12 protein-coding genes are annotated in these 19,073 nt (G+C 74.1%); 8 read left to right on the plus strand and 4 right to left on the minus strand.

The genetic code is table 11. From position 1 onward, the window contains the following. Positions 1-2 precede the first annotated feature (2 nt). The 4 genes from ACGFW5_RS00900 (at position 3) to ACGFW5_RS00915 (ending at position 7,024) form a co-directional block, all read left to right on the plus strand. Positions 3-2,570, plus strand: a complete 2,568-nt coding sequence (locus ACGFW5_RS00900) for a tetratricopeptide repeat protein (RefSeq protein WP_393832340.1) — start codon at positions 3-5, stop codon at positions 2,568-2,570. Next, on the plus strand, positions 2,567-3,871 hold the full coding sequence (locus ACGFW5_RS00905) for a PP2C family protein-serine/threonine phosphatase (protein ID WP_393831996.1): 1,305 nt from the start codon (positions 2,567-2,569) through the stop codon (positions 3,869-3,871). The genes ACGFW5_RS00900 and ACGFW5_RS00905 overlap by 4 nt, the downstream gene beginning before the upstream one ends. 120 nt (positions 3,872-3,991) lie before the next feature. Next, a complete protein-coding gene (locus tag ACGFW5_RS00910) occupies positions 3,992-5,347 on the plus strand; it encodes a VWA domain-containing protein (RefSeq protein WP_393831997.1) in 1,356 nt (451 codons plus the stop codon). A 168-nt stretch (positions 5,348-5,515) separates the two neighbouring features. Further along, positions 5,516-7,024 (plus strand): FHA domain-containing protein, encoded by a 1,509-nt coding sequence (locus ACGFW5_RS00915; protein WP_393831998.1) that lies wholly within the window; start codon positions 5,516-5,518, stop codon positions 7,022-7,024. Here the strand turns inward: ACGFW5_RS00915 and ACGFW5_RS00920 are convergent. Beyond that, positions 7,005-7,979, minus strand: coding sequence for a methyltransferase domain-containing protein (locus ACGFW5_RS00920; RefSeq protein WP_393831999.1), 975 nt, complete (start codon positions 7,977-7,979; stop codon positions 7,005-7,007). The two genes, ACGFW5_RS00915 and ACGFW5_RS00920, sit on opposite strands and share 20 nt — an antisense overlap. 169 nt (positions 7,980-8,148) lie before the next feature. Here ACGFW5_RS00920 and ACGFW5_RS00925 point away from each other — a divergent pair, with 169 nt between their 5' ends. From ACGFW5_RS00925 to ACGFW5_RS00940, 4 genes are all read left to right on the plus strand, one after another. Continuing rightward, on the plus strand, positions 8,149-8,553 hold the full coding sequence (locus ACGFW5_RS00925; RefSeq protein ID WP_393832000.1) for a globin: 405 nt from the start codon (positions 8,149-8,151) through the stop codon (positions 8,551-8,553). A 400-nt stretch (positions 8,554-8,953) separates the two neighbouring features. Beyond that, on the plus strand, positions 8,954-12,199 hold the full coding sequence (locus tag ACGFW5_RS00930) for an FtsX-like permease family protein (protein WP_393832001.1): 3,246 nt from the start codon (positions 8,954-8,956) through the stop codon (positions 12,197-12,199). 1 nt (position 12,200) lies between these two features. Continuing rightward, entirely contained in the window at positions 12,201-14,918 is a 2,718-nt protein-coding gene (locus tag ACGFW5_RS00935; RefSeq protein ID WP_393832002.1) for an ABC transporter permease, read from the plus strand. Further along, complete coding sequence (locus ACGFW5_RS00940; RefSeq protein ID WP_393832003.1) at positions 14,915-15,853, plus strand: ABC transporter ATP-binding protein; 939 nt, start codon at positions 14,915-14,917, stop codon at positions 15,851-15,853. Before ACGFW5_RS00935 ends, ACGFW5_RS00940 begins: the two co-directional genes overlap by 4 nt. A 221-nt stretch (positions 15,854-16,074) precedes the next feature. Here ACGFW5_RS00940 and ACGFW5_RS00945 read toward each other — a convergent pair whose 3' ends face one another. Genes ACGFW5_RS00945 through ettA form a run of 3 tightly spaced genes read right to left on the minus strand, consistent with a single transcriptional unit; the run spans position 16,075 to position 18,934 of the window. Further along, complete coding sequence (locus ACGFW5_RS00945; protein ID WP_393832004.1) at positions 16,075-16,770, minus strand: hypothetical protein; 696 nt, start codon at positions 16,768-16,770, stop codon at positions 16,075-16,077. Then, positions 16,767-17,264 (minus strand): acyl-CoA thioesterase, encoded by a 498-nt coding sequence (locus ACGFW5_RS00950; protein WP_393832005.1) that lies wholly within the window; start codon positions 17,262-17,264, stop codon positions 16,767-16,769. Before ACGFW5_RS00950 ends, ACGFW5_RS00945 begins: the two co-directional genes overlap by 4 nt. Positions 17,265-17,269: 5 nt before the next feature. Beyond that, the gene (gene ettA, locus ACGFW5_RS00955) at positions 17,270-18,934 is read right to left on the minus strand and encodes an energy-dependent translational throttle protein EttA (protein WP_393832006.1); all 1,665 of its coding nucleotides are present in this window, start codon (positions 18,932-18,934) and stop codon (positions 17,270-17,272) included. Positions 18,935-19,073 lie beyond the last annotated feature (139 nt).

A 19,073-nucleotide genomic window follows, 5' to 3' on the forward strand; every position in this document is an offset into this window, starting at 1 on the left:
ACATGGGCGGCGGCGAGCTGTACTGCGACACCTGCGGCCTCGCCCCCGTCGTGTCGCCCACCGGCACCCTGTCGTCGCCGCCGACCGGGATCACCGGCGGCGGCCACCGCTCGGCCTCCCAGTCGTCGCGCTCCTCCTCGCGCGCCTCCGCCCGTTCGTCGCGGTCCTCGACCTCACGGCGCTCGGTCTCGGGGCGTCTGTCGTCGCTGAGCGGCACCAGCACCTCGCGTTCGGTCTCGGTGCGCAGCTCGGGCGCCGCGGCGAGCTCGTCGGCCCGCAGCCGGCTCGGCGCGGGTCTGGTGACGGTGCCGGGGGTGCCGCGCCCCGACCCGCGCTCGGCGGTGATGGCCAACCCCGAGGTCCCCGAGCGCAAGCGGTTCTGTTCGCGCTCGGACTGCGGGGCGCAGGTGGGCCGTTCGCGCGGCGATCGCCCCGGGCGCACGGAGGGTTTCTGCACCAAGTGCGGCCACCCGTACTCCTTCGTGCCGAAGCTGCGCACCGGCGACGTCGTGCACGGCCAGTACGAGGTGATGGGCTGCCTGGCGCACGGCGGGCTCGGCTGGGTCTACCTCGCCGTGGACCGCGCGGTCTCCGACCGCTGGGTGGTCCTCAAGGGCCTGCTCGACACGGGCGACCAGGACGCGATGGCGGCGGCGATCTCCGAGCGGCGCTTCCTCGCCGAGATCGAGCACTCCAACATCGTGCGGATCTACAACTTCGTGGAACACCTCGACCAGCGCACCGGTTCGCTCGACGGCTACATCGTCATGGAGTACGTCGGCGGCAAGTCGCTCAAGGAAATAGCCAACGAGCGGCGCACGCCCACCGGCAAGCGCGACCCGCTGCCCGTCGAGCAGGCGTGCGCGTTCGGCATCGAGGCGCTGGAGGCGCTGGGGCATCTGCACAGCCGCAACCTGCTGTACTGCGACTTCAAGGTCGACAACGCGATCCAGACCGAGGACCAGCTGAAGCTGATCGACATGGGCGCGGTGCGCCGCATGGACGACGACGAGTCGGCGATCTACGGCACGGTCGGCTACCAGGCGCCCGAGGTCGCCGAGGCCGGTCCCTCGGTCGCCTCCGACCTGTACACCGTGGCGCGCACCCTGGCCGTGCTCACCTTCGACTTCCAGGGCTACACCAACGTCTACGCGGACAGCCTGCCGGACCCGGACAACATCGACGTTTTCCGCGCGTACGAGTCGTTCTACCGGTTCCTCGTGCGGGCCACCGATCCCGATCCGGCCCGCCGGTTCGCCTCCGCGCAGGAGATGGCGGAGCAGCTGACGGGAGTCCTGCGCGAGGTCGTGGCGCTCCAGACGGGCCGGCCACGGCCCGCGCTCTCGACGCTGTTCGGCACCGAACTGCGCGTCACGGACACCAAGTTGTTCGCCCGGCCGAGCGGCGACGTGTCGCGTCTGGGTGCGCGGGTGGCCCCGGTGGGCCGCCGGGGCCGCAAGGCGCCCACGGCCCTGCCGACGCCGGCCCCGGCCCCGGCCCCTGTGCCGGTCGCCGTTCCGGCGGGCGCCCCGCCCGTGCCGGCCGTCGCACCGGGCGCCCCGGGGCCGGCCCACCCGGCGACGCAGGGCGCCGCCCCCGTGCCACGCGCCGAGGGCGCCACCGGCGGCGGCCACGGCTCGCCGCTGCTCGCGCCCCTCGACCCGCGCGGCACCTCGCTCGCGCTGCCCGTGCCGCACGTGGACCCGGGCGATCCCAACGCGGGGTTCCTCGCCGGTCTGATGGCGGCCGCGCCCGCCGAGCTGATCACCGCGCTGCGCTCCGCGCCCGCCCAGTCCATCGAGCGCAGGCTGCGCGAGCTGCGGGCCCGGCTCGACATGGACGAGCGGGCCCTGGCCGGCCAGGCCCTGAGCGCCCTTGAGGCCGACCACCCGGACGACTGGCGGGTGGTCTGGTACCGGGGGCTCGCCTCGCTGGCCGCAGGCGACAACGAGAACGCGGCGCTGTCCTTCGACGCGATCTACGACGCGTTCCCCGGCGAGCCCGCCCCCAAGCTGGCCCTCGGCGTGTGCGCGGAGGTCCTTGGCCAGCTCGACAACGCCGCCGAGTACTACCGCCTGGTCTGGGCGACGGACCCGGGTTATGTCAGCGCCGCGTTCGGTCTGGCCCGGGTGCAGCTCGCCACCGGGGACCGCGTGGGCGCCGTCCGCACCCTGGAATCCGTGCCCGAGGCCTCCATCCACTACACGGCGGCGCGGGTCGCGGCGGTCCGGGCGCGGCTGCGCAGCAGATCCCCGCACGACCCGCTGCTCGACGACCTGTTGGCGGCCGCGGCCCAGGTCGAAGCGCTCGACGCGTTCGGACTCGACGCGGTGCGACGTGAACAACTGGCGACCGAGGTCCTGGGCACCGCCCTGGACTGGGTACTGTCGGGGAGCACCGGCGCCGGGCAGGGAAGGACCGTCCTGCTCGGCAGCGAAGTCGACGAGCGGGGCCTGCGCTTCGGTCTGGAACGTTCGTACCGGATGCTCGCCCGGCTGGCACAGCGTGGCGAGGAAAGGATCGACCTGGTGGAACGGGCCAACCGATTCCGCCCCCGGACCTGGGTGTGACGATGTCGCAGACGCATCAGCTCGCCGCCTGCCCCGGCTGCGAAGAGCCGCTGGAGACGGGCGACCTGTTCTGCGGGGCCTGTGGGTACGACCTCTCGGCCGTGCCCGCGCCGCCGCTCGACCATCCGACCATCGAGATGGCGTCCCCCGTCCCCGCGCAGCACGACCCCCAACTGCCGCGCCCGGCAAGGCCGGACGAGCCGACGGCGGGCCACGCGGTGTCGGGCCACGCGGTGGCGGGTCAAGCCGCGGGTCAGGCGGTGGACGGTCCGGCGGTGGACGGCGGGCCCGACGAGTACCCGCTGCCCGCGCCCGACCCGCGCGCCGCCGAGCCCGCCCCCGACACCCATGTGGCGCGGCCACCGGCGTCCGGCGCCACGGTGTGCGTGGCCTGCCGGGCCGGCCGGGTCGACGGCGACGGCTACTGCGAGAACTGCGGGCACGCCCAGCCGCGTGAGCGCGACCACATGGAGCAGGAGCTCGGCGCGGTCTCCGCGGTGAGCGACCGAGGACTGCGCCACCACCGCAACGAGGACTCCTTCGCGCTGTCATCGACCGCGCTGCCCGACGGCTCGCCCGCCGTCGTGGCCATCGTCTGCGACGGGGTGTCGTCGGCGACCCGCCCCGACGAGGCGTCCGCCGCTGCGGCCGTCGCCGCCAACGAGTCGCTGCTGGCGGCGCTGCCCCAGGGCACCCACCCGCAGCAGGCGATGCACGACGCGATCCTGGCCGCGGCCGACGCGGTCAACTCCCTTGCCGCGGAGCCCGCCCAGGGTTCCCCGCACGAATCCCACCGGCACCAGAACGCGCCGGCCTGCACCCTGGTGGGCGCGATCTCTGCGGCCGGTCTGCTCGTGGTCGGCTGGGTCGGCGACAGCCGTGCGTACTGGGTGCCGGACGACCGGACGACGGCGCCGGCCCGGCTCACCGAGGACGACTCGTGGGCCGCGCAGATGGTGGCGGCCCGTCTGATGAGCGAGGCGGACGCCTACGCCGACGAGCGGGCCCACGCCATCACGGGGTGGCTCGGCGCCGACGCGTACGATCTCGACCCGCACACCGCCTCGTTCAAGCCGGACCGTTCGGGCGTGGTGGTGGTCTGCACGGACGGCCTGTGGAACTACGCCGAGGCTGCGGAGGAAATGGCCCGGGTCGTTCCGGTGGACGCGGCGGCGCGGCCCCTGCACAGTGCCCAAGTACTCGTCGGGCACGCCCTGGACCGCGGGGGCCACGACAACGTAACAGTGGCGGTGCTGCCGTTCGCGGTGGAGCAGCAAGGGGCAGGATCCGCCTACCCGTAGGCCCTCGTCCCCATTGCACCGCTCCGTCCCTTGCGTCCCTCGCGTCGCCGCTTCGCCCGCTTCTTCCCCGCCCCCGCCTTTTTCACTTCAGGTCCATGGAGCCTCAAGGAGCCCCTTTCGATGGCCAACTTCTCGAAGTCCAACGTGCCGCAGTTCTCCGTCGAGGTGTACCAGAACGAGTTTCTGCCGGAGGGCGGGCGTGAGGTCAACGCCATCGTCACCGTGGCCTCCACCGGCGGCGGCACCCTGGGCGGCGCGCCCCTGACGGCCACGGCATCGCCCGCCCACATACCCGGCCAGGCACCCGGCGCGGCCGTGGTGGTCATGGTGGACTGCTCGGGCTCCATGGACTACCCGCCCACCAAGATGCGCAACGCCAGGGACGCGACGGCCGCCGCGATCGACACCCTGCGCGACGGGGTCGCCTTCGCCGTCGTCGACGGTACGCACATCGCGCGTGAGGTCTACCCCGGCAATGGCCGCCTCGCCACCGCCGACAGCCAGACCCGCGCGCAGGCCAAGGAGGCGCTGCGCAAGCTGAGCGCGGGCGGCGGCACCGCGATCGGCACCTGGCTGCGGCTGGCCGACCGGCTGCTGGCGACGGTGGACGTGCCGATCCGGCACGGCATCCTGCTCACCGACGGGCGCAACGAGCACGAGTCGCCGGAGGATCTGCGTTCGGCGCTGGCCTGGTGCGCCGGCCGGTTCACCTGCGACGCCCGGGGTGTGGGGACCGACTGGGAGGTCAAGGAGGTCACCTCGATCGCCTCCGCGCTGCTCGGCACCGCGGACATCGTCGCCGATCCGGCCAACCTGGCCGCGGACTTCACGCAGATGATGGAGAACGCGATGGGCAAGGAGGTCGCGGACGTGGCCCTTCGGCTGTGGACGCCGGTCGGCGTGGAGATCAAGTTCGTCAAGCAAGTTGCGCCCACCGTCGAGGAGTTGACGGGCCGTCGTACCGAGGCGGGCCCGCGCGCCGGGGACTACCCGACCGGGTCCTGGGGCGACGAGTCCCGCGACTACCACGTGTGCGTCCAGGTGCCCCAGGCCAATATCGGCCAGGAGATGCTGGCGGCCCGCGTCTCGCTGCTCGTGCCCGACCGCGAGGGCGGCACGCCGCAGGTGCTTTCGCAGGGCCTGGTACGCGCGGTGTGGACCGACGACATGGCGGCCTCCACCTCCATCAACCCCCAGGTCGCCCACTACACGGGCCAGGCCGAACTGGCCCAGGTCATCCAGCAGGGTCTGGACGCCCGCAAGTCGGGCGATGTGGACGGCGCGACGGCGAAGCTGGGCCGTGCGGTACAGCTGGCCGCGTTCTCCGGGAACGCCGATACCGCGAAACTGCTCGCGAAGGTGGTGGACGTCGTGGACGAGGCGACGGGTACTGTGCGACTGAAGGCGAAGGTCGCGGAAGCGGACGAGATGACCCTCGAAACGCGCTCAACCAAGACCGTTCGCGTCAAGAAGTAGCACGAAGCGAACAAAAGGCAGTCGCGTTCCGTATCACGCGATGACGCCCGAAAAGCGTCCAGAAGTACTGGCAATACCCGAAGTACCCAGAAGTACCCAGAAGTACCGGGAACGACGACGAAACACCGCGGCCCACCGGGCCGGACAAGGAGAGGGGGAAGCGACTCCATGCCGACCTGCCCGAACGGACACCAGTCGGGTTCCGACGACTGGTGCGAGATCTGCGGCCATCGCATGGGCGCCGTGCCGCCGCCTCCCCCGCCGCCGCCCGCGTACGCGGGCCCCCGGGACCCGAACGCCACCGCGCAGGCAGAGCTCTGCCCGCAGTGCCGCACCCCGCGCGAGGCCGGTGCGCCCTTCTGCGAAGAGTGCCGTTGGAACTTCCTCACCAACACGGCGACCTCGTACACCCCGCTCGCCCCGCAGCAGCCCATGCCGCCGCAGGGCACGGGCCCCACGGGCGGCCCCGGCCCCATGGGCGGTTCCGGTCCCGCGCAAGGGCCCGGCCCCGGCCCGGGTCTGAACCTGCCGCCCGCTTTCCAGCAGGGCCCGCCGCCCGCGCCGCGCGACCCGTACGAGTACCAGAGCTCGCGGCCCTCGCAGATGAACCGGCCCGCGGAGCCCCTGGCCGCCGAGCCTTCGGGGCACTCGGGGCACTCGGGGCAGCAGCTGCCGCCCAACCCGTTCCAGCAGCAGCCGCCCGCGCCTGGTCAGCAGCCTTACAGCGGGCCTCCCCAGGGCGGACCCCAGGGTGGGCCACCCCAGCCGCCGTCCTTCAACGGGCCTCAGGGTGGTCCGCCTCAGCCGCCCTTCGGTGGCCCCCAGGGCGGGCCTCCGCCGCCCGCCTTCCAGCAGCAGGGTCCGCCGGTGCCGCCGCAGGCCCACGAGCCGCGGAACCGGCAGCCGCAGGCCGACGACGACTGGATGCTGCCGCCGCCGTCCCAGGCCGGCCCCGGCACCCGGCAGCAGCCCGCCCCCGACCGGGGCGACGACTGGCCGCAGCCCACTCCTGAGCGTGGCGCCGACGACTGGCCCCGGGCCACCCCGGAGCGGGCCACCCCGGAGCGAGCCGGCGACGACTGGCCGCAGGCGACCCCCGAGCGCGCCACCCCGGAGCGAGCCGGCGACGACTGGCCGCAGGCCACGTCGCAGGCGGGCCCGCAGGCCACTCCTCAGGCGGCCCCGCAGGCACCGCCGCAGCCCGCCCCGCCCGTCGCCGCCGCTTCCGAGCGCGGTGACGACTGGCCGCAGGCCGTGACGCCGCCCGCGCCCGCCGGCTGGTCGATCACGGTCGGCCCCGACCGGGACTACTTCCTGGCGATGATGCAGCGCAGCGGGCCCGAGGCCGCGGGCCTCAACCTGCCCGCGTACTCGCCCGAGCAGCAGCGCCCGCTGTCCGGCAACCAGATCACCATCGGCCGGCGCCGCCACTCCACCGGCGAGGCACCCGACATCGACCTGTCGGTGCCGCCGGAGGACCCGGGCGTCTCGCACCAGCACGCGGTGCTGGTGCAGCAGCCGGACGGCACATGGGCGGTCGTCGACCAGAACTCGACGAACGGCACCACGGTCAACGGCGCGAGCGAGCCGATCCAGCCCTACGTTCCGGTGCCGCTCCAGGACGGCGACCGGGTGCACGTGGGTGCCTGGACGACCATCACCGTGCGCCGGGGCTGAACGCCGCTCCCCGCAGGGGCCAGGTGTGCGGCCCCTGCGGATCGTCCAGCCACGCCCACTGGGCGCCGGGCTCCACGGTCACCCCGAACCGCTCCCGCCGGGGCCGTCCCGCGCGGCGCCACAGCTCGTACGCCTCGTACGGGTCGAGGCTGCCCGCCGTCAGCTCCAGAAGGAAGCGGAACAGCTCGTTCGCCACGGCCTCGCGCGCCAGGCCGCCCGCGGGCGGCAGCGGCCGTGCGTACGAACCGGTGCCGCGCAGGGGCACGAAATAGGCCGGGGTGTGCAGGAAGCGGCCCTCGGCGCGGCCCGGGCGCGTCACGCGCAGCCGGATGAGACCGGTCGCGAGCGGGGCCAGGATCAGTGCGTCGGCCCGGCACTGGGCGGGCCAGTCGTGGGGCACCGAGCCCACCGTGCAGGTCGCCATGATCTTGTCGAAGGGCGCTCGGGCGGGAGCGCCGCGCGCGCCGTCCCCGGTGAGCACGGCGGGCCGGTACCCGGCGACGGCCAGGTGCGCCCGCGCGGAGTCGGTGATCTCGGGGTCCAGGTCGACGGTGGTCACGTTCGCCTCGCCGAGCCGGTGGCACAGCAGCGCCGCGTTGTATCCGGTGCCCGCGCCGATCTCCAGGACACGGTCGCCGTCCCGCAGCTCCAGGGCCTCCAGCATGCGCGCCATCAAGGAGGGCTGGCTGCTGGAGGAGACCAGGTCGCCGTCGCGCAGCCGGGTGGCCAGCGGCACATCCGCGTAGACCCCGGTGAGCCAGCGTTCTCGCCGGGCGGGGTCGGGGTCCTCGCCCCACAGCCTGACGTGGCCGCCCGGGACGCCCTCGTAGTAGTACGGCACGAACAGGTGGCGCGGCACGTCGTCGAAGGCGGCCCGCAGTGCCGGGTCGGCGAGCGCCCCGCCCGCCGCGATGTCCCGCACCAGGGCCCGCCTCAATGCCAGGTCCGCACTCATAGCTCCACTGTGCTGCGCGGGAGCCGGGGAGGCGAGCGGGTCCTACGTCGCCGGTCCTCGGCCGGCCGGTCTGAGACCATGGAGGCGTGCCGCATCTGCCGGGGGACGGCCCCTGGACTCCGGGCGGCGTCCCGGAGCAGGCCCGACTGACATTGCGAGGGTGTTCAACGTGACCGAGATTCCGCGCGGCACGCTCCAGGAGCAGACCTTCTACGAGCAGGTCGGCGGCGAGCAGACCTTCCGCCGGCTCGTGCACCTCTTCTACCGGGGCGTCGCCGACGACCCGCTGCTGCGCCCGATGTACCCGGAGCAGGACCTGGGTCCCGCCGAGGAACGGCTCGCGCTGTTCCTGATGCAGTACTGGGGCGGCCCGCGCACCTACAGCGACGGCCGGGGCCACCCGCGGCTGCGCATGCGGCACGCGCCGTTCACGGTCGACCGGTCCGCGCACGACGCCTGGCTGCGTCATATGCGCACCGCCGTCGACGAGTTGGGCCTGCCCCCCGAGCACGAGCAGACGCTCTGGAACTACCTGACGTACGCGGCCGCCTCGATGGTCAACTCCGAGGACTGAGCGGCCGGCCCGTTGAGCCGGCCCGTTGCGACCAGCCCAGTCGACGGACTGAGCGACCGACCGGCTGCGCGGCGCCCCGGCTGACCGACCGACTGGCCGCGCGGCGACCTGCCTGACGGCTGACCGACCGGCCGAGCGGCAGCCCGGCAGAGCGACCGACCGAGCGGCAGCCCAGCTGACCGACCGACCGACTGCGCGGCAGCCCGGCCGCCCAGAAACCCGCGGTTGCCCAAAAGCACCTGCAAATGATGCCCTCGCGGCCGGAATGCGGGCGTCCGTGGTCGCATTCCGATCACGATCGGGCAAGAACGCCTGGCAAGCGGTTTCCACGACCCCGCGCCCCCTGAAAGCATCTGGACACATTTCCGGGGGGATGACCTAAAAGCCCAAGGGGGGCCGCGTGCCGGGGTTCGTCTTTCTGCGCGTGCGCGCACACCGCCTGCTGCTCACGGCGGCGCTGCTCGCCGTGCTGCTCACGACCTCGGTCCTCGCCACGCTCGCCGCGTTCTCGGGTTCGGTGTCGGACGCGGCGCTGCGCCACCTGCTGGCCACCCGTTCCGCCGCGCCCGCCGCCCTGACCGTCACCTCCGAGGTGAAGCCGGACCAGCGGCGGGCCGCGGCGGACGCGGTGCGCGCCGCGGCCCGCGCCACCTTCGACGGACTGCCGGTCACCACAAGGGAGTTGACGCGGTCCGGGCCCTACGCCCTGCCGCGCTCGCTCCAGCAGGCCGACGCCCACGCCGACAACCCGGACCTCACCCTGTTCGCCGCGATGGACCGCTCGCGGGTCCGGCTCACCGCGGGCGCCTGGCCGACCGCTCCGGCCGCCGCCCCCGGCGCCGAGATCCCGGCCGCCCTGCCCGAGTCCGCCGCCGCACGGCTCGGGGTGCGCCCCGGCACCACGCTCGCCCTCACCGACCGGACCGGCGGCCCGGGCGTGACCGTCCGGATCACCGGCGTCTACCGGCCGGCCGACATGTCCGACGCGTACTGGCGCCTCGACGACCTCGGCGGCCGCGGCATCCGTACGCTCGACTTCACCACGTACGGCCCGCTGCTCGCCGACGCCTCGGTGCTCGCCGGCGGCCGGGTCAGCGCGGGACCGAGCGCCTGGCTGGCCTCCGCCGACTTCTCCTCGGTCACCGTCGGCCGGATCGGCGCGCTCCGCGCGGCCGCGGCCGAAGGGCCCAAGTCCCTGGTGAAACAGCCCGTGTTCGGGGGCAGCGCCACCGCGGAGACCTCGCTGCCCGCGATCCTCGACCGGGCCGACCGCTCCCTCCTGGTGTCCCGCTCGACCCTGCTGATCGTCGCGCTCCAACTGGTGCTGCTCGCCGGGTACGCGCTGCTCCTGGTCGCGCGGCTGCTGAGCAGCGAGCGGTCCGGCGAGACGGAACTCCTGCGCGCCCGGGGCGGCTCGCGGCGCCAGATCGCCTGGCTCGCCGCAGCCGAGGCCCTGCTGCTCGCGGTGCCGGCCGCGCTGGTCGCGCCGCTGCTCGCGGGCCCGTTGACCCGGCTGCTCGCCGGGCAGGGGGCGCTCGCACGGGCCGGGCTGCACCTGGACACCTCGGTCACCGCCACGGTGTGGCTGGTCGCCGTGCTCGTCGCGCTCGGCTGCGCCGTCGCGGTGGTGGCCCCCGCGCTCCCGGCGGGCCCGCTGCGGCGCGGCGGCCGGGCCGGGGCACTGCCCGCGCCGGTCCGCGCCGGCGCCGACATCGGGCTCCTGGTGATCGCAGGCGTGGCGTACTGGCAGCTCGACCGGCAGACCTCCGGCTCGGGCGCGGTCGACACCGACGCCTCGGGCAGCCTCGGCGTCGACCCGCTGCTGGTGGCGGCGCCCGCACTGGCCCTGCTCGCCGGGACCGTACTCGTCCTGCGGCTGCTGCCGCCCGCCGCCCGGCTCGCCGAACGATGGGCCGCGGGCGGGCGCGGACTGCCCATGGCGCTCGCCGGCTGGCAGTTCAGCCGTCGGCCGCTGCGCGGCGCGGGCCCGGTGCTGCTCCTGATCCTCGCGGTCGCGATGGGCCTGCTCACGCTCGGCCAGTCGGCGACCTGGAACCGTTCGCAGAGCGACCAGGCCGACTTCCGCGCGGGCACCGACATCCGCGTGCTCGGCTCCACCACCAGCCCCTTCGGCCAGGGCGGCTCCTACGACACGGTCCCCGGCGTCAGCGCCGTCGCGCCGGCCGCCCGCGGGCCGGTGCCGATGAGCGGCGGGCGCACGGGAACCGTGCTCGCCCTCGACACCCGGCACGCCGACGGATTCCTGCTGCGCGAAGACCTCGCGGGCCGCTCGGGCAAGGACGTGCTCGCCCTGCTCGCACCGGCGCGGGACACCCCGGCCGGCGCCGTGTTCCCCAAGGACACCGAGCGCATCCGTCTCGACCTGCGGCTGCCCGGCCCGTCCGCCGCGAGCGCGGCGCCCGGCGCGGTGACGGCGACCCTTGAGGACCGCTACGGCATGCGGTACGCGTTCCCCCTCGGCACGCTGCCCGCCGACGGCCGCACCCACAGCCTCGGCCTCGACGTGTCCTTTCTTGCGGGCGCGCCCGCGGGACGCCCGGCGGGTCCCCTTCGGCTGACCGGACTCGACGTGGTCCTTCTCGTCCCGCCCGGCTCCGAAGGGCCGAGCGGCATCACCCTCGACGGGCTGCACGCCGCCGGGCCCGGCAACAAGGACACCGCGGTCGCCGTGCCACCGCCCGCCGGATGGCACACGGACAGCCGGGACGCACAGGCCGAACCGAGCTGGGACACGGACGGCCCCGGCCCCACCACCCGCACGCTCCGGACGACCGCGCCGCAGGCCGCCCCGCCCGTGCCCGCCGCCGTGGCCGACGACCGGTTTCTGGAGTCGAGCGGCAGCAAGGTCGGCCAGATCATCGACGTACCGCTGGCAGGCCGGACCGTGAAGGTGCGGATCGTGGCCCGGCTCAAGCAGCTGCCGACCACCGGCAGCGGCGCCGTCGGCCCGGCCGGTGCGCCCCCGGTCACCACCGCAGCCGACGGCGGTGGGCTGCTGCTCGACCTGCGGGCCGCCAACCGGGTGCTCCAGGCCGACGACGCCGCCACGGGCCTGTCCGCCGGGGAGTGGTGGCTGACCACCGCGCCGGGCCGCTCGGCCGACGCCGCCGCGGCCCTCACGGCACGCCCCGACACCGACCCGGCGCAGATCGTGTCCCGCGCGGACATCGCGCGCCGCCTCGCCGACGACCCGCTGGGCGCGGGCCCCCAGTCCGCGCTCGCCGCGGTGTCCCTGGTGGCGGCGGCCCTCGCGGCGGTCGGCTTCTCGGTGAGCGCCGCCGGGTCGCTGCGCGAGCGGGGCCACGAGTTCGGCGTGCTGCGCGCGCTCGGCACCCCGCGCCGCCAGCTCGCCCGCCTGATCGCCGCCGAACAGGGCGTACTCATCGCGATCGCGCTGCTGGCCGGGCTCGGCCTCGGCGACGTACTCACCAGAGCGGTCGTGCCGTTGATCGTGCTGACCGACCAGGCCGCCCAGCCGGTGCCGGGCGTCCTGGTCGAGCTGCCCGCGGGACGCGTGGCCCTGCTGCTCGCGGCGGTCGCCGCGGTGCCGCTCCTGATCGTCGCGGCGATCGCGCTGCGCCGCACCGATCCCGTCGCCACACTCCGCGGCCAAGGGGGCAACTGACATGACCGGCAAGGCCGTCGCACCCTGGGTGCGCACCCGGCTGCGGACCGCGCCGGGCGCCGTCGCCGCGCTCGCGCTCCTGGTCCTGCTGACCGCGTGGCTCGCCGCCGCCTACCCGCGCGGCGTCGACACGTACGAGGACGACGGGCTGCGCCGCACCCTGGCCACGGCCGCCCCGGCCCGCACCGCGCTCCAGTTCAGCGCGGGCGCGCCGGGGTACGCCAAAAACGAGGAACAGCGGGCCCCGATGGTGGCGCCCGCCCAGCTGAAACAGCGCTTCGAGGCGGTCGTACGGAACGTGCCCGCGCCGCTCTCGGTCGACCGCTCCCAGTCGGCGTACGGGCTGCGGACCGGCCAGAGCCTGGAGTCCGACGAGCCGTTTCTGCCGCGGCCCAGCGGGCTGCCGGCGCGGTTCACCCTGGACGCCCCTTCGGACCTGGCCACCCACGCCCGCCTGGTGTCGGGGCGGCTGCCGACAGGGCGGGCCGACCAGGAGTCGGCCGAAGCCGAGGCCGCCGTCACCGCGGCCACCGCCAAGGCCCTGAACATCACGACCGGTTCGGTGCTGCACGTGGCGCGGGTCAACCGGTCACCGCTCGCCCTGAAGGTCACCGGCATCCTGGAGCCGCTGCTGCCGGGGGCCGGCTACTGGTCGGTCCAGCCGGTCCTGCGCACACCCCAGCTGGAGCCCGTGCCCTCCTCGGGCCCCGAGCCGCCGAAGTACTGGCACGGTGCGCTGCTGCTGGCTCCGGACGCCGCACCCGCGCTGCTCGCCACCAACGGCAACCCCGAGATGTACGCCCAACTCAGCCCGCTGACCTCCCCGTTGCACGCCCGCCGGCTCGACGACCTGACGGGCGCGGTCGCCGCCCTCAAGGCAGGGCCCGCGCTCGCAGACATCCGCACGGGGTTCTCCTCCTCCACCGACGCCTTCACCGAGCTCGACCAGGTGCTCCTCGCGTACGGGACGGCACGCGACTCGATCAGCCCGGTGGTCGCGGTGGCGGGCTTCGGCACCGCGACCGTCGCGGCCGTGGTGCTGCTGATGGCGGGCGGCCTTGCCGCGGGCCGCCGCGCCGCCGAACTCACCCTGCTGCGGGCCCGCGGCGGCTCGCTGCGCCAGATCGCCGGACGGCTGTGCGCGGAGAGCGCCGTCGTGGTTCTCCCGGCCGCGCTTCTCGGTCTGCTCCTCGCGGTGCTTGCCGTGCCGAACGGCCGGCTCGGCCCGGCGGTCGCCGGGGCCTGCGGGGTCGCGGTGCTGGGCTGTCTCGCGCTGCCGGTGCGTGCCGCACTGGCCCACCGCACGGTCCGCTCGGCCGCCGAACGCACCGATCTCGTACGGGAGAAGCCCTCGGCGCGGCGCACCGTGGCCGAGCTGACGCTGTTCGTGCTCGCGGCGGGCGCGGTGTTCGCGCTGCGCCGCCGCGGCACCACGGGCGGCGCCACCGACTGGCTGCCCAGCGCGGCGCCGGTACTCATCGGGGTGATCGCCGCGCTGGTCCTGATCCGGCTCCATCCGCTGCCGCTGCGCTGGGCGGCCCGTCCGGCGGCCCGGCTGCGCGGCGCCCTCGGCTTCCTGGCGCTCGCCCGCGCAGGACGGGCGTCGGCCGGTGGGGCGCTGCCTCTGCTCGCCCTGCTCACGGCGCTGTCGACGGCCGCGTTCGGGGGTTCGGTCCTGGCGGGCACCGACGACGCACGCGACCGGGCGGCCCTGTACGCGACGGGCACGGACGCCCGCGTCGACGGCGTCGTCCTGCCGAAGGACCTGGCCGGGAGGGTGGCGCGGGTGCCGGGCGTCCAGAGCGTGTCACCGGTGCACATCGAGTACGCGGTGGCGCTGCCCGGCGGCGCCAAGGCGGCGGTTGCCGGGGTGGACCCCGACTCGTACGCCCGGCTGACCTCGGGCACCGCGCTCGGCGTGGACGCCGCCCGGCTCAAGGCCCCGCCGGGCGCACCGGGTACGGCGGCGCTGCCCGCCCTCGCCTCGCCCGCGGTGGCCCAGCGCCTCGGCAAGGACCCGGTCACGCTGCGGATCGCGGGGCATGATGTGACGGTCCGCGTGAGCGCCGCCCAGAAATGGTCGGCGGCGGTGCCCGAGACCGAGTACCTGCTGGTCGACCGCGCGGGCCTGGCCACGAAGGACCCGACGGCGCTGCTCGTCGGCGGGAGCTTTCTCGACGCGAAGGCGCTGCGCGCCACCGCCCAGCAGGGCCGGGCGACGGTGCGGCTGCGGGCCGAGGCGCGGCAGGAGTTGACCGACTCGCCGCTCCAGACCGGCGCAGGACGCGTCTACGGCGCGGCCGTCGCGGCGGGCGCGGGCTACGCCGCCCTCGCGCTGCTGCTGTCGCTGCTGCGCGGGACACCCGAACGCGCCGCACTGCTCGCCCGGCTGCGCACCATGGGCCTCACCCGGCGCCAGGGCCGCGCGCTGCTCATCCTGGAGTCGCTGCCGTCGGCCGCCCTCGCGGCGGTGGGCGGCGCCCTCACGGGCTGGGCGTCGATCGCCCTGCTCGCGCCGGGCATCGACCTCGCGGGCCTCGCCCTCGCCACCACGGGCGGCCTGGCCCCTGTCGACGTCCAACTGCGCGCCGACCCGGTGTCGTTGGTGCTGCCCGCCGCGTGCGTGCTGCTGCTCGCGACGGGCGTGGCCGCCGCACAGGCCTGGTGGAGCGGCCGCCGTGGATCCATCACCGAACTCAGGGCAGGAGACGCTCGATGACCACATCGCTCGAAGACCTGGAGCGCCGGGCGACGGCCCACCGCGACCGGCCCGCCTACGGTCACGACGCGCTGATCGCCTGCGACCGGCTCGTGCGGGTCTTCACCACCGACGGCGTGGAGGTCCAGGCACTCCAGGGGCTCGATCTCCTGGTCACCGAGGGCGAGTTGATGGCTCTGGTGGGGGCGTCAGGCAGCGGCAAGTCGACGCTGATGAACATTCTGGCGGGCCTGGACGTGCCCACGGCGGGAGCGGCCAGGGTGGCCGGGCGGGACCTGCTCTCGATGGACGCGGGCGCCCGGCTCGGCTACCGGCGCGACGTGGTGGGCTTCGTCTGGCAGCAGACCGCCCGCAACCTGCTGCCGTACCTGACGGCGGTGCAGAACGTGGCCCTGCCGATGCAGCTGCGCGGCAGGCTCGCCAAGCGGAAGAAGGCCGAGCGGGCCGACGCGCTCCTGACGATGCTGGAGGTCGCCCACTGCCGCGACCGCAGGCCGCACCAGATGTCGGGCGGTGAACAGCAGCGCGTCGCGATCGCGGTGGCCCTGGCCAACGGCCCCTCGGTGCTGCTGGCGGACGAGCCGACGGGCGAGCTGGACTCGGCGACCGGCGAGCAGATCTTCGCGGCGTTCCGCCGGGCCAACGAGGAGCTGGGCACGACGATCGTGATCGTCACGCACGACCAGGCCGTGGCGAGCGAGGTCCGCCGCACGGTGGCCATCCGCGACGGCCGCACCTCGACGGAGGTCCTGCGCCGCACCCAGGTGGACGCGGCGACCGGTGAGGAGTCCCTGGTGGCCCGCGAGTACGCCATGCTCGACCGGGCGGGACGGCTGCAACTCCCGGCGGAGTACATCCGCGCCCTGGACATGGAGCACCGGGTGGCCCTGGAACTGGAGCCCGACCACATCCAGATCTGGCCGGACGAGCAGTAACTGGCGCCGGACGGACACCACTTCGGCACCCGGCCGGCCCTGCGCGGGGCCCGCGGGCCGGCATGACGCCCGGTCTGGTCTGACGCCCGGTCTGGGCTGACGCTCAGGCGGAGCTGACGCTCAGACCAGCGTGACGCCCGAGCCGGCTGACGCTCACGCGGGGCTGACGCGCAGACCGGCATGCTGCTCAGGCCGGCGTGACGTCCGGGCCGGGCTGACGCTTACGCCGGGCTGACGCTCAGGCCGCCGGCGCCGCCGGCCCTGCGCAGCGCGACGGATCCGTACGGCGTACGAAGCCGCAGCCATGGGCCGGAGGCGAACAGGGCCACCGGATCGGGCACGGACGGCGCGCCCGCCGCGGCGAGCGCGCGGACGGGCCGCAGGAAGCCCAGCGACTGCGCCGCGTGCACGGCCCGCAGCGGCAGTTCGGTGGAGCCGAGGGTGCGGGACCAGATGTCGCGCCCGATCAGCTCGCGCTCGGCGCGCGTACGCCGCTGCTCGGGCAACGCCTCGTCCCGGGAACGGAATTCGGCGACGGCGGCCACGACCGCACCCCGCATCCCTTCCGGATCCGGCAGTCCCGGCACCGGCTGCCAGCCACCGCGCGGCGGCAGCACCCCGACCCACGGCGGCCCGGTGACGGCCGCGGGCACACGCGTGCTGGACGCCGACTCGTCGAGGGATTCCAGGAGTTCACCCGCGGAGACGGTCACGTCGAGCGTGACCGACTCATCGACCAGTCGCGCCGTGCGGATCGCCAGCACCTCGAAGGACGGCGGCCGGCCGAAGACGGCCAGCGCCCCGCCGCCCGCCTGGAGGCGGACCGCCGCGGCCCGGTCGTAGTGGATGAGCCGGCCGAGGAAGGCGGCGAGATCCGCCACCTCCCGCGCGTCGTCGAACCCCAGCACGGCGTTCATGCCGCGGCCCGCTCCTGCCGTTCCTGCCGTTCCTGCCCGCCTGCGCGGGCAGCGCGCTCGGGGCCGCCGACGGGCGAGCCGTCGTCCAGGTACTCGTTCAGGAAGGCCTTCTCCTCGGCGGTGATCCGCCGAGGACGGCCGGCCGCGAGATCGAAGGGCACGACGACGGTGGACGCGGTGACATACACCTGCCCGCCGTCCTCGGGCTCCTTGATCTCGTACGCGATGGTCAGTGACGCCGCGCCGATCTTCGTCACCCACGACTCGATGGTCACCGGCTCGTGCCGGTGCACCAGGGGCCGCTTGTAGTCGATCTCGTGCCGGGCCACGACGGACCCGCCCTGGAACGACGGCGACCCGTCACCCGGCGCCAGCCGGAACATGAAGTCGATGCGGGCTTCCTCCAAGTACCGGACGAAGACCGCGTTGTTGACGTGCCCGAAGGCATCCATGTCCGACCAGCGCAGCGGGCAGCGGTAGATATGACGGCTCACGTGACTCAGCCTCGCGTGAGCTTCTTGTACGTGGCGCGGTGCGGGCGGGACGCGTCCGCGCCGAGGCGCTCGACCTTGTTCTTCTCGTACGACTCGAAGTTGCCCTCGAACCAGTACCACTTGGACTCGCCCTCGTAGGCGAGGATGTGGGTGGCCACTCGGTCCAGGAACCAGCGGTCGTGGGAGATCACGACGGCGGCACCGGGGAACTCAAGGAGCGCGTTCTCCAGGGAGGACAGCGTCTCGACGTCGAGGTCGTTGGTGGGCTCGTCGAGGAGCAGCAGGTTGCCGCCCTCCTTGAGCGTGAGCGCCAGGTTGAGGCGGTTGCGCTCACCACCGGAGAGCACGCCCGCGGGCTTCTGCTGGTCCGGGCCCTTGAAGCCGAAGGCGCTGACGTACGCGCGCGACGGCATCTCGACCTGGCCGACGTTGATGTAGTCGAGCTCGTCGGAGACGACGGCCCACAGCGTCTTCTTGGGGTCGATGTTGGCGCGGCTCTGGTCGACGTAGGAGATCTTGACGGTCTCGCCGACCTTGATGGAGCCGTTGTCCGGCGTCTCAAGACCCTGGATCATCTTGAACAGCGTGGTCTTGCCGGCGCCGTTGGGGCCGATGACGCCGACGATGCCGTTGCGCGGCAGGGTGAAGCTGAGGTCGTCGATGAGGACCTTGTCGCCGAACGCCTTCGAGAGGTTGTTGACCTCGACGACGATGGAGCCCAGACGCGGGCCCGGCGGGATCTGGATCTCCTCGAAGTCCAGCTTCCGCATCTTGTCGGCTTCGGCGGCCATCTCCTCGTAACGGGCCAGACGCGCCTTGGACTTGGTCTGACGCCCCTTGGCGTTGGACCGCACCCACTCCAGCTCTTCCTTGAGGCGCTTGGCGCGCTTCTCGTCCTTCTTGCCCTCGACCTTGAGGCGGGTGGCCTTCTTGTCGAGGTAGGTCGAGTAGTTGCCCTCGTAGGGGATGGCCCGGCCGCGGTCGAGCTCCAGGATCCACTCGGCCACGTTGTTCAGGAAGTACCGGTCGTGGGTGACCGCGACGACGGCGCCGGAGTACTTCGAGAGGTGCTGCTCCAGCCAGTTCACCGACTCGGCGTCGAGGTGGTTGGTGGGCTCGTCGAGGAGGAGCAGGTCCGGGGCCTCGATGAGCAGCTTGCAGAGCGCCACGCGGCGCTTCTCGCCGCCGGAGAGGTTGGTGACCGGCCAGTCGCCGGGCGGGCAGCCCAGGGCATCCATGGCCTGCTCCAGCTGGGCGTCCAGGTCCCAGGCGTTGGCGTGGTCCAGGTCCTCCTGGAGCTTGCCCATCTCTTCGAGGAGCGCGTCCGAGTAGTCGGTCGCCATGAGCTCGGCGACCTCGTTGAAGCGCTGGAGCTTGCCCATGAGCTCGGCCGCGCCGTCCTGGACGTTCTGGAGGACGGTCTTGGACTCGTCGAGCTTGGGCTCCTGCATGAGGATGCCGACGCTGTACCCGGGCGACAGGAAGGCGTCGCCGTTGGAGGGCTGCTCAAGGCCCGCCATGATCTTGAGAACGGTGGACTTACCGGCACCGTTCGGGCCGACCACACCGATCTTCGCGCCGGGAAGGAAGTTCAAGGTGACGTCATCAAGGATCACCTTGTCGCCGTGCGCCTTGCGCGTCTTGCGCATGGTGTAGATGAACTCAGCCAAGAGAAACCGTCCGGCAGATCGATGTGTGGGCAGATACACCCCATCTTGCCAGGGGTCCACCCCTGGGAGGAAACGGGTTCCGTCCGGGGGCCGTGACCTGGCGGTTCACGGGGTCGTTGCGTGGTCGGCCCGTCACGGG

This window comes from Streptomyces sp. NPDC048416, from assembly GCF_043200435.1.
Lineage (GTDB): Bacteria > Actinomycetota > Actinomycetes > Streptomycetales > Streptomycetaceae > Streptomyces.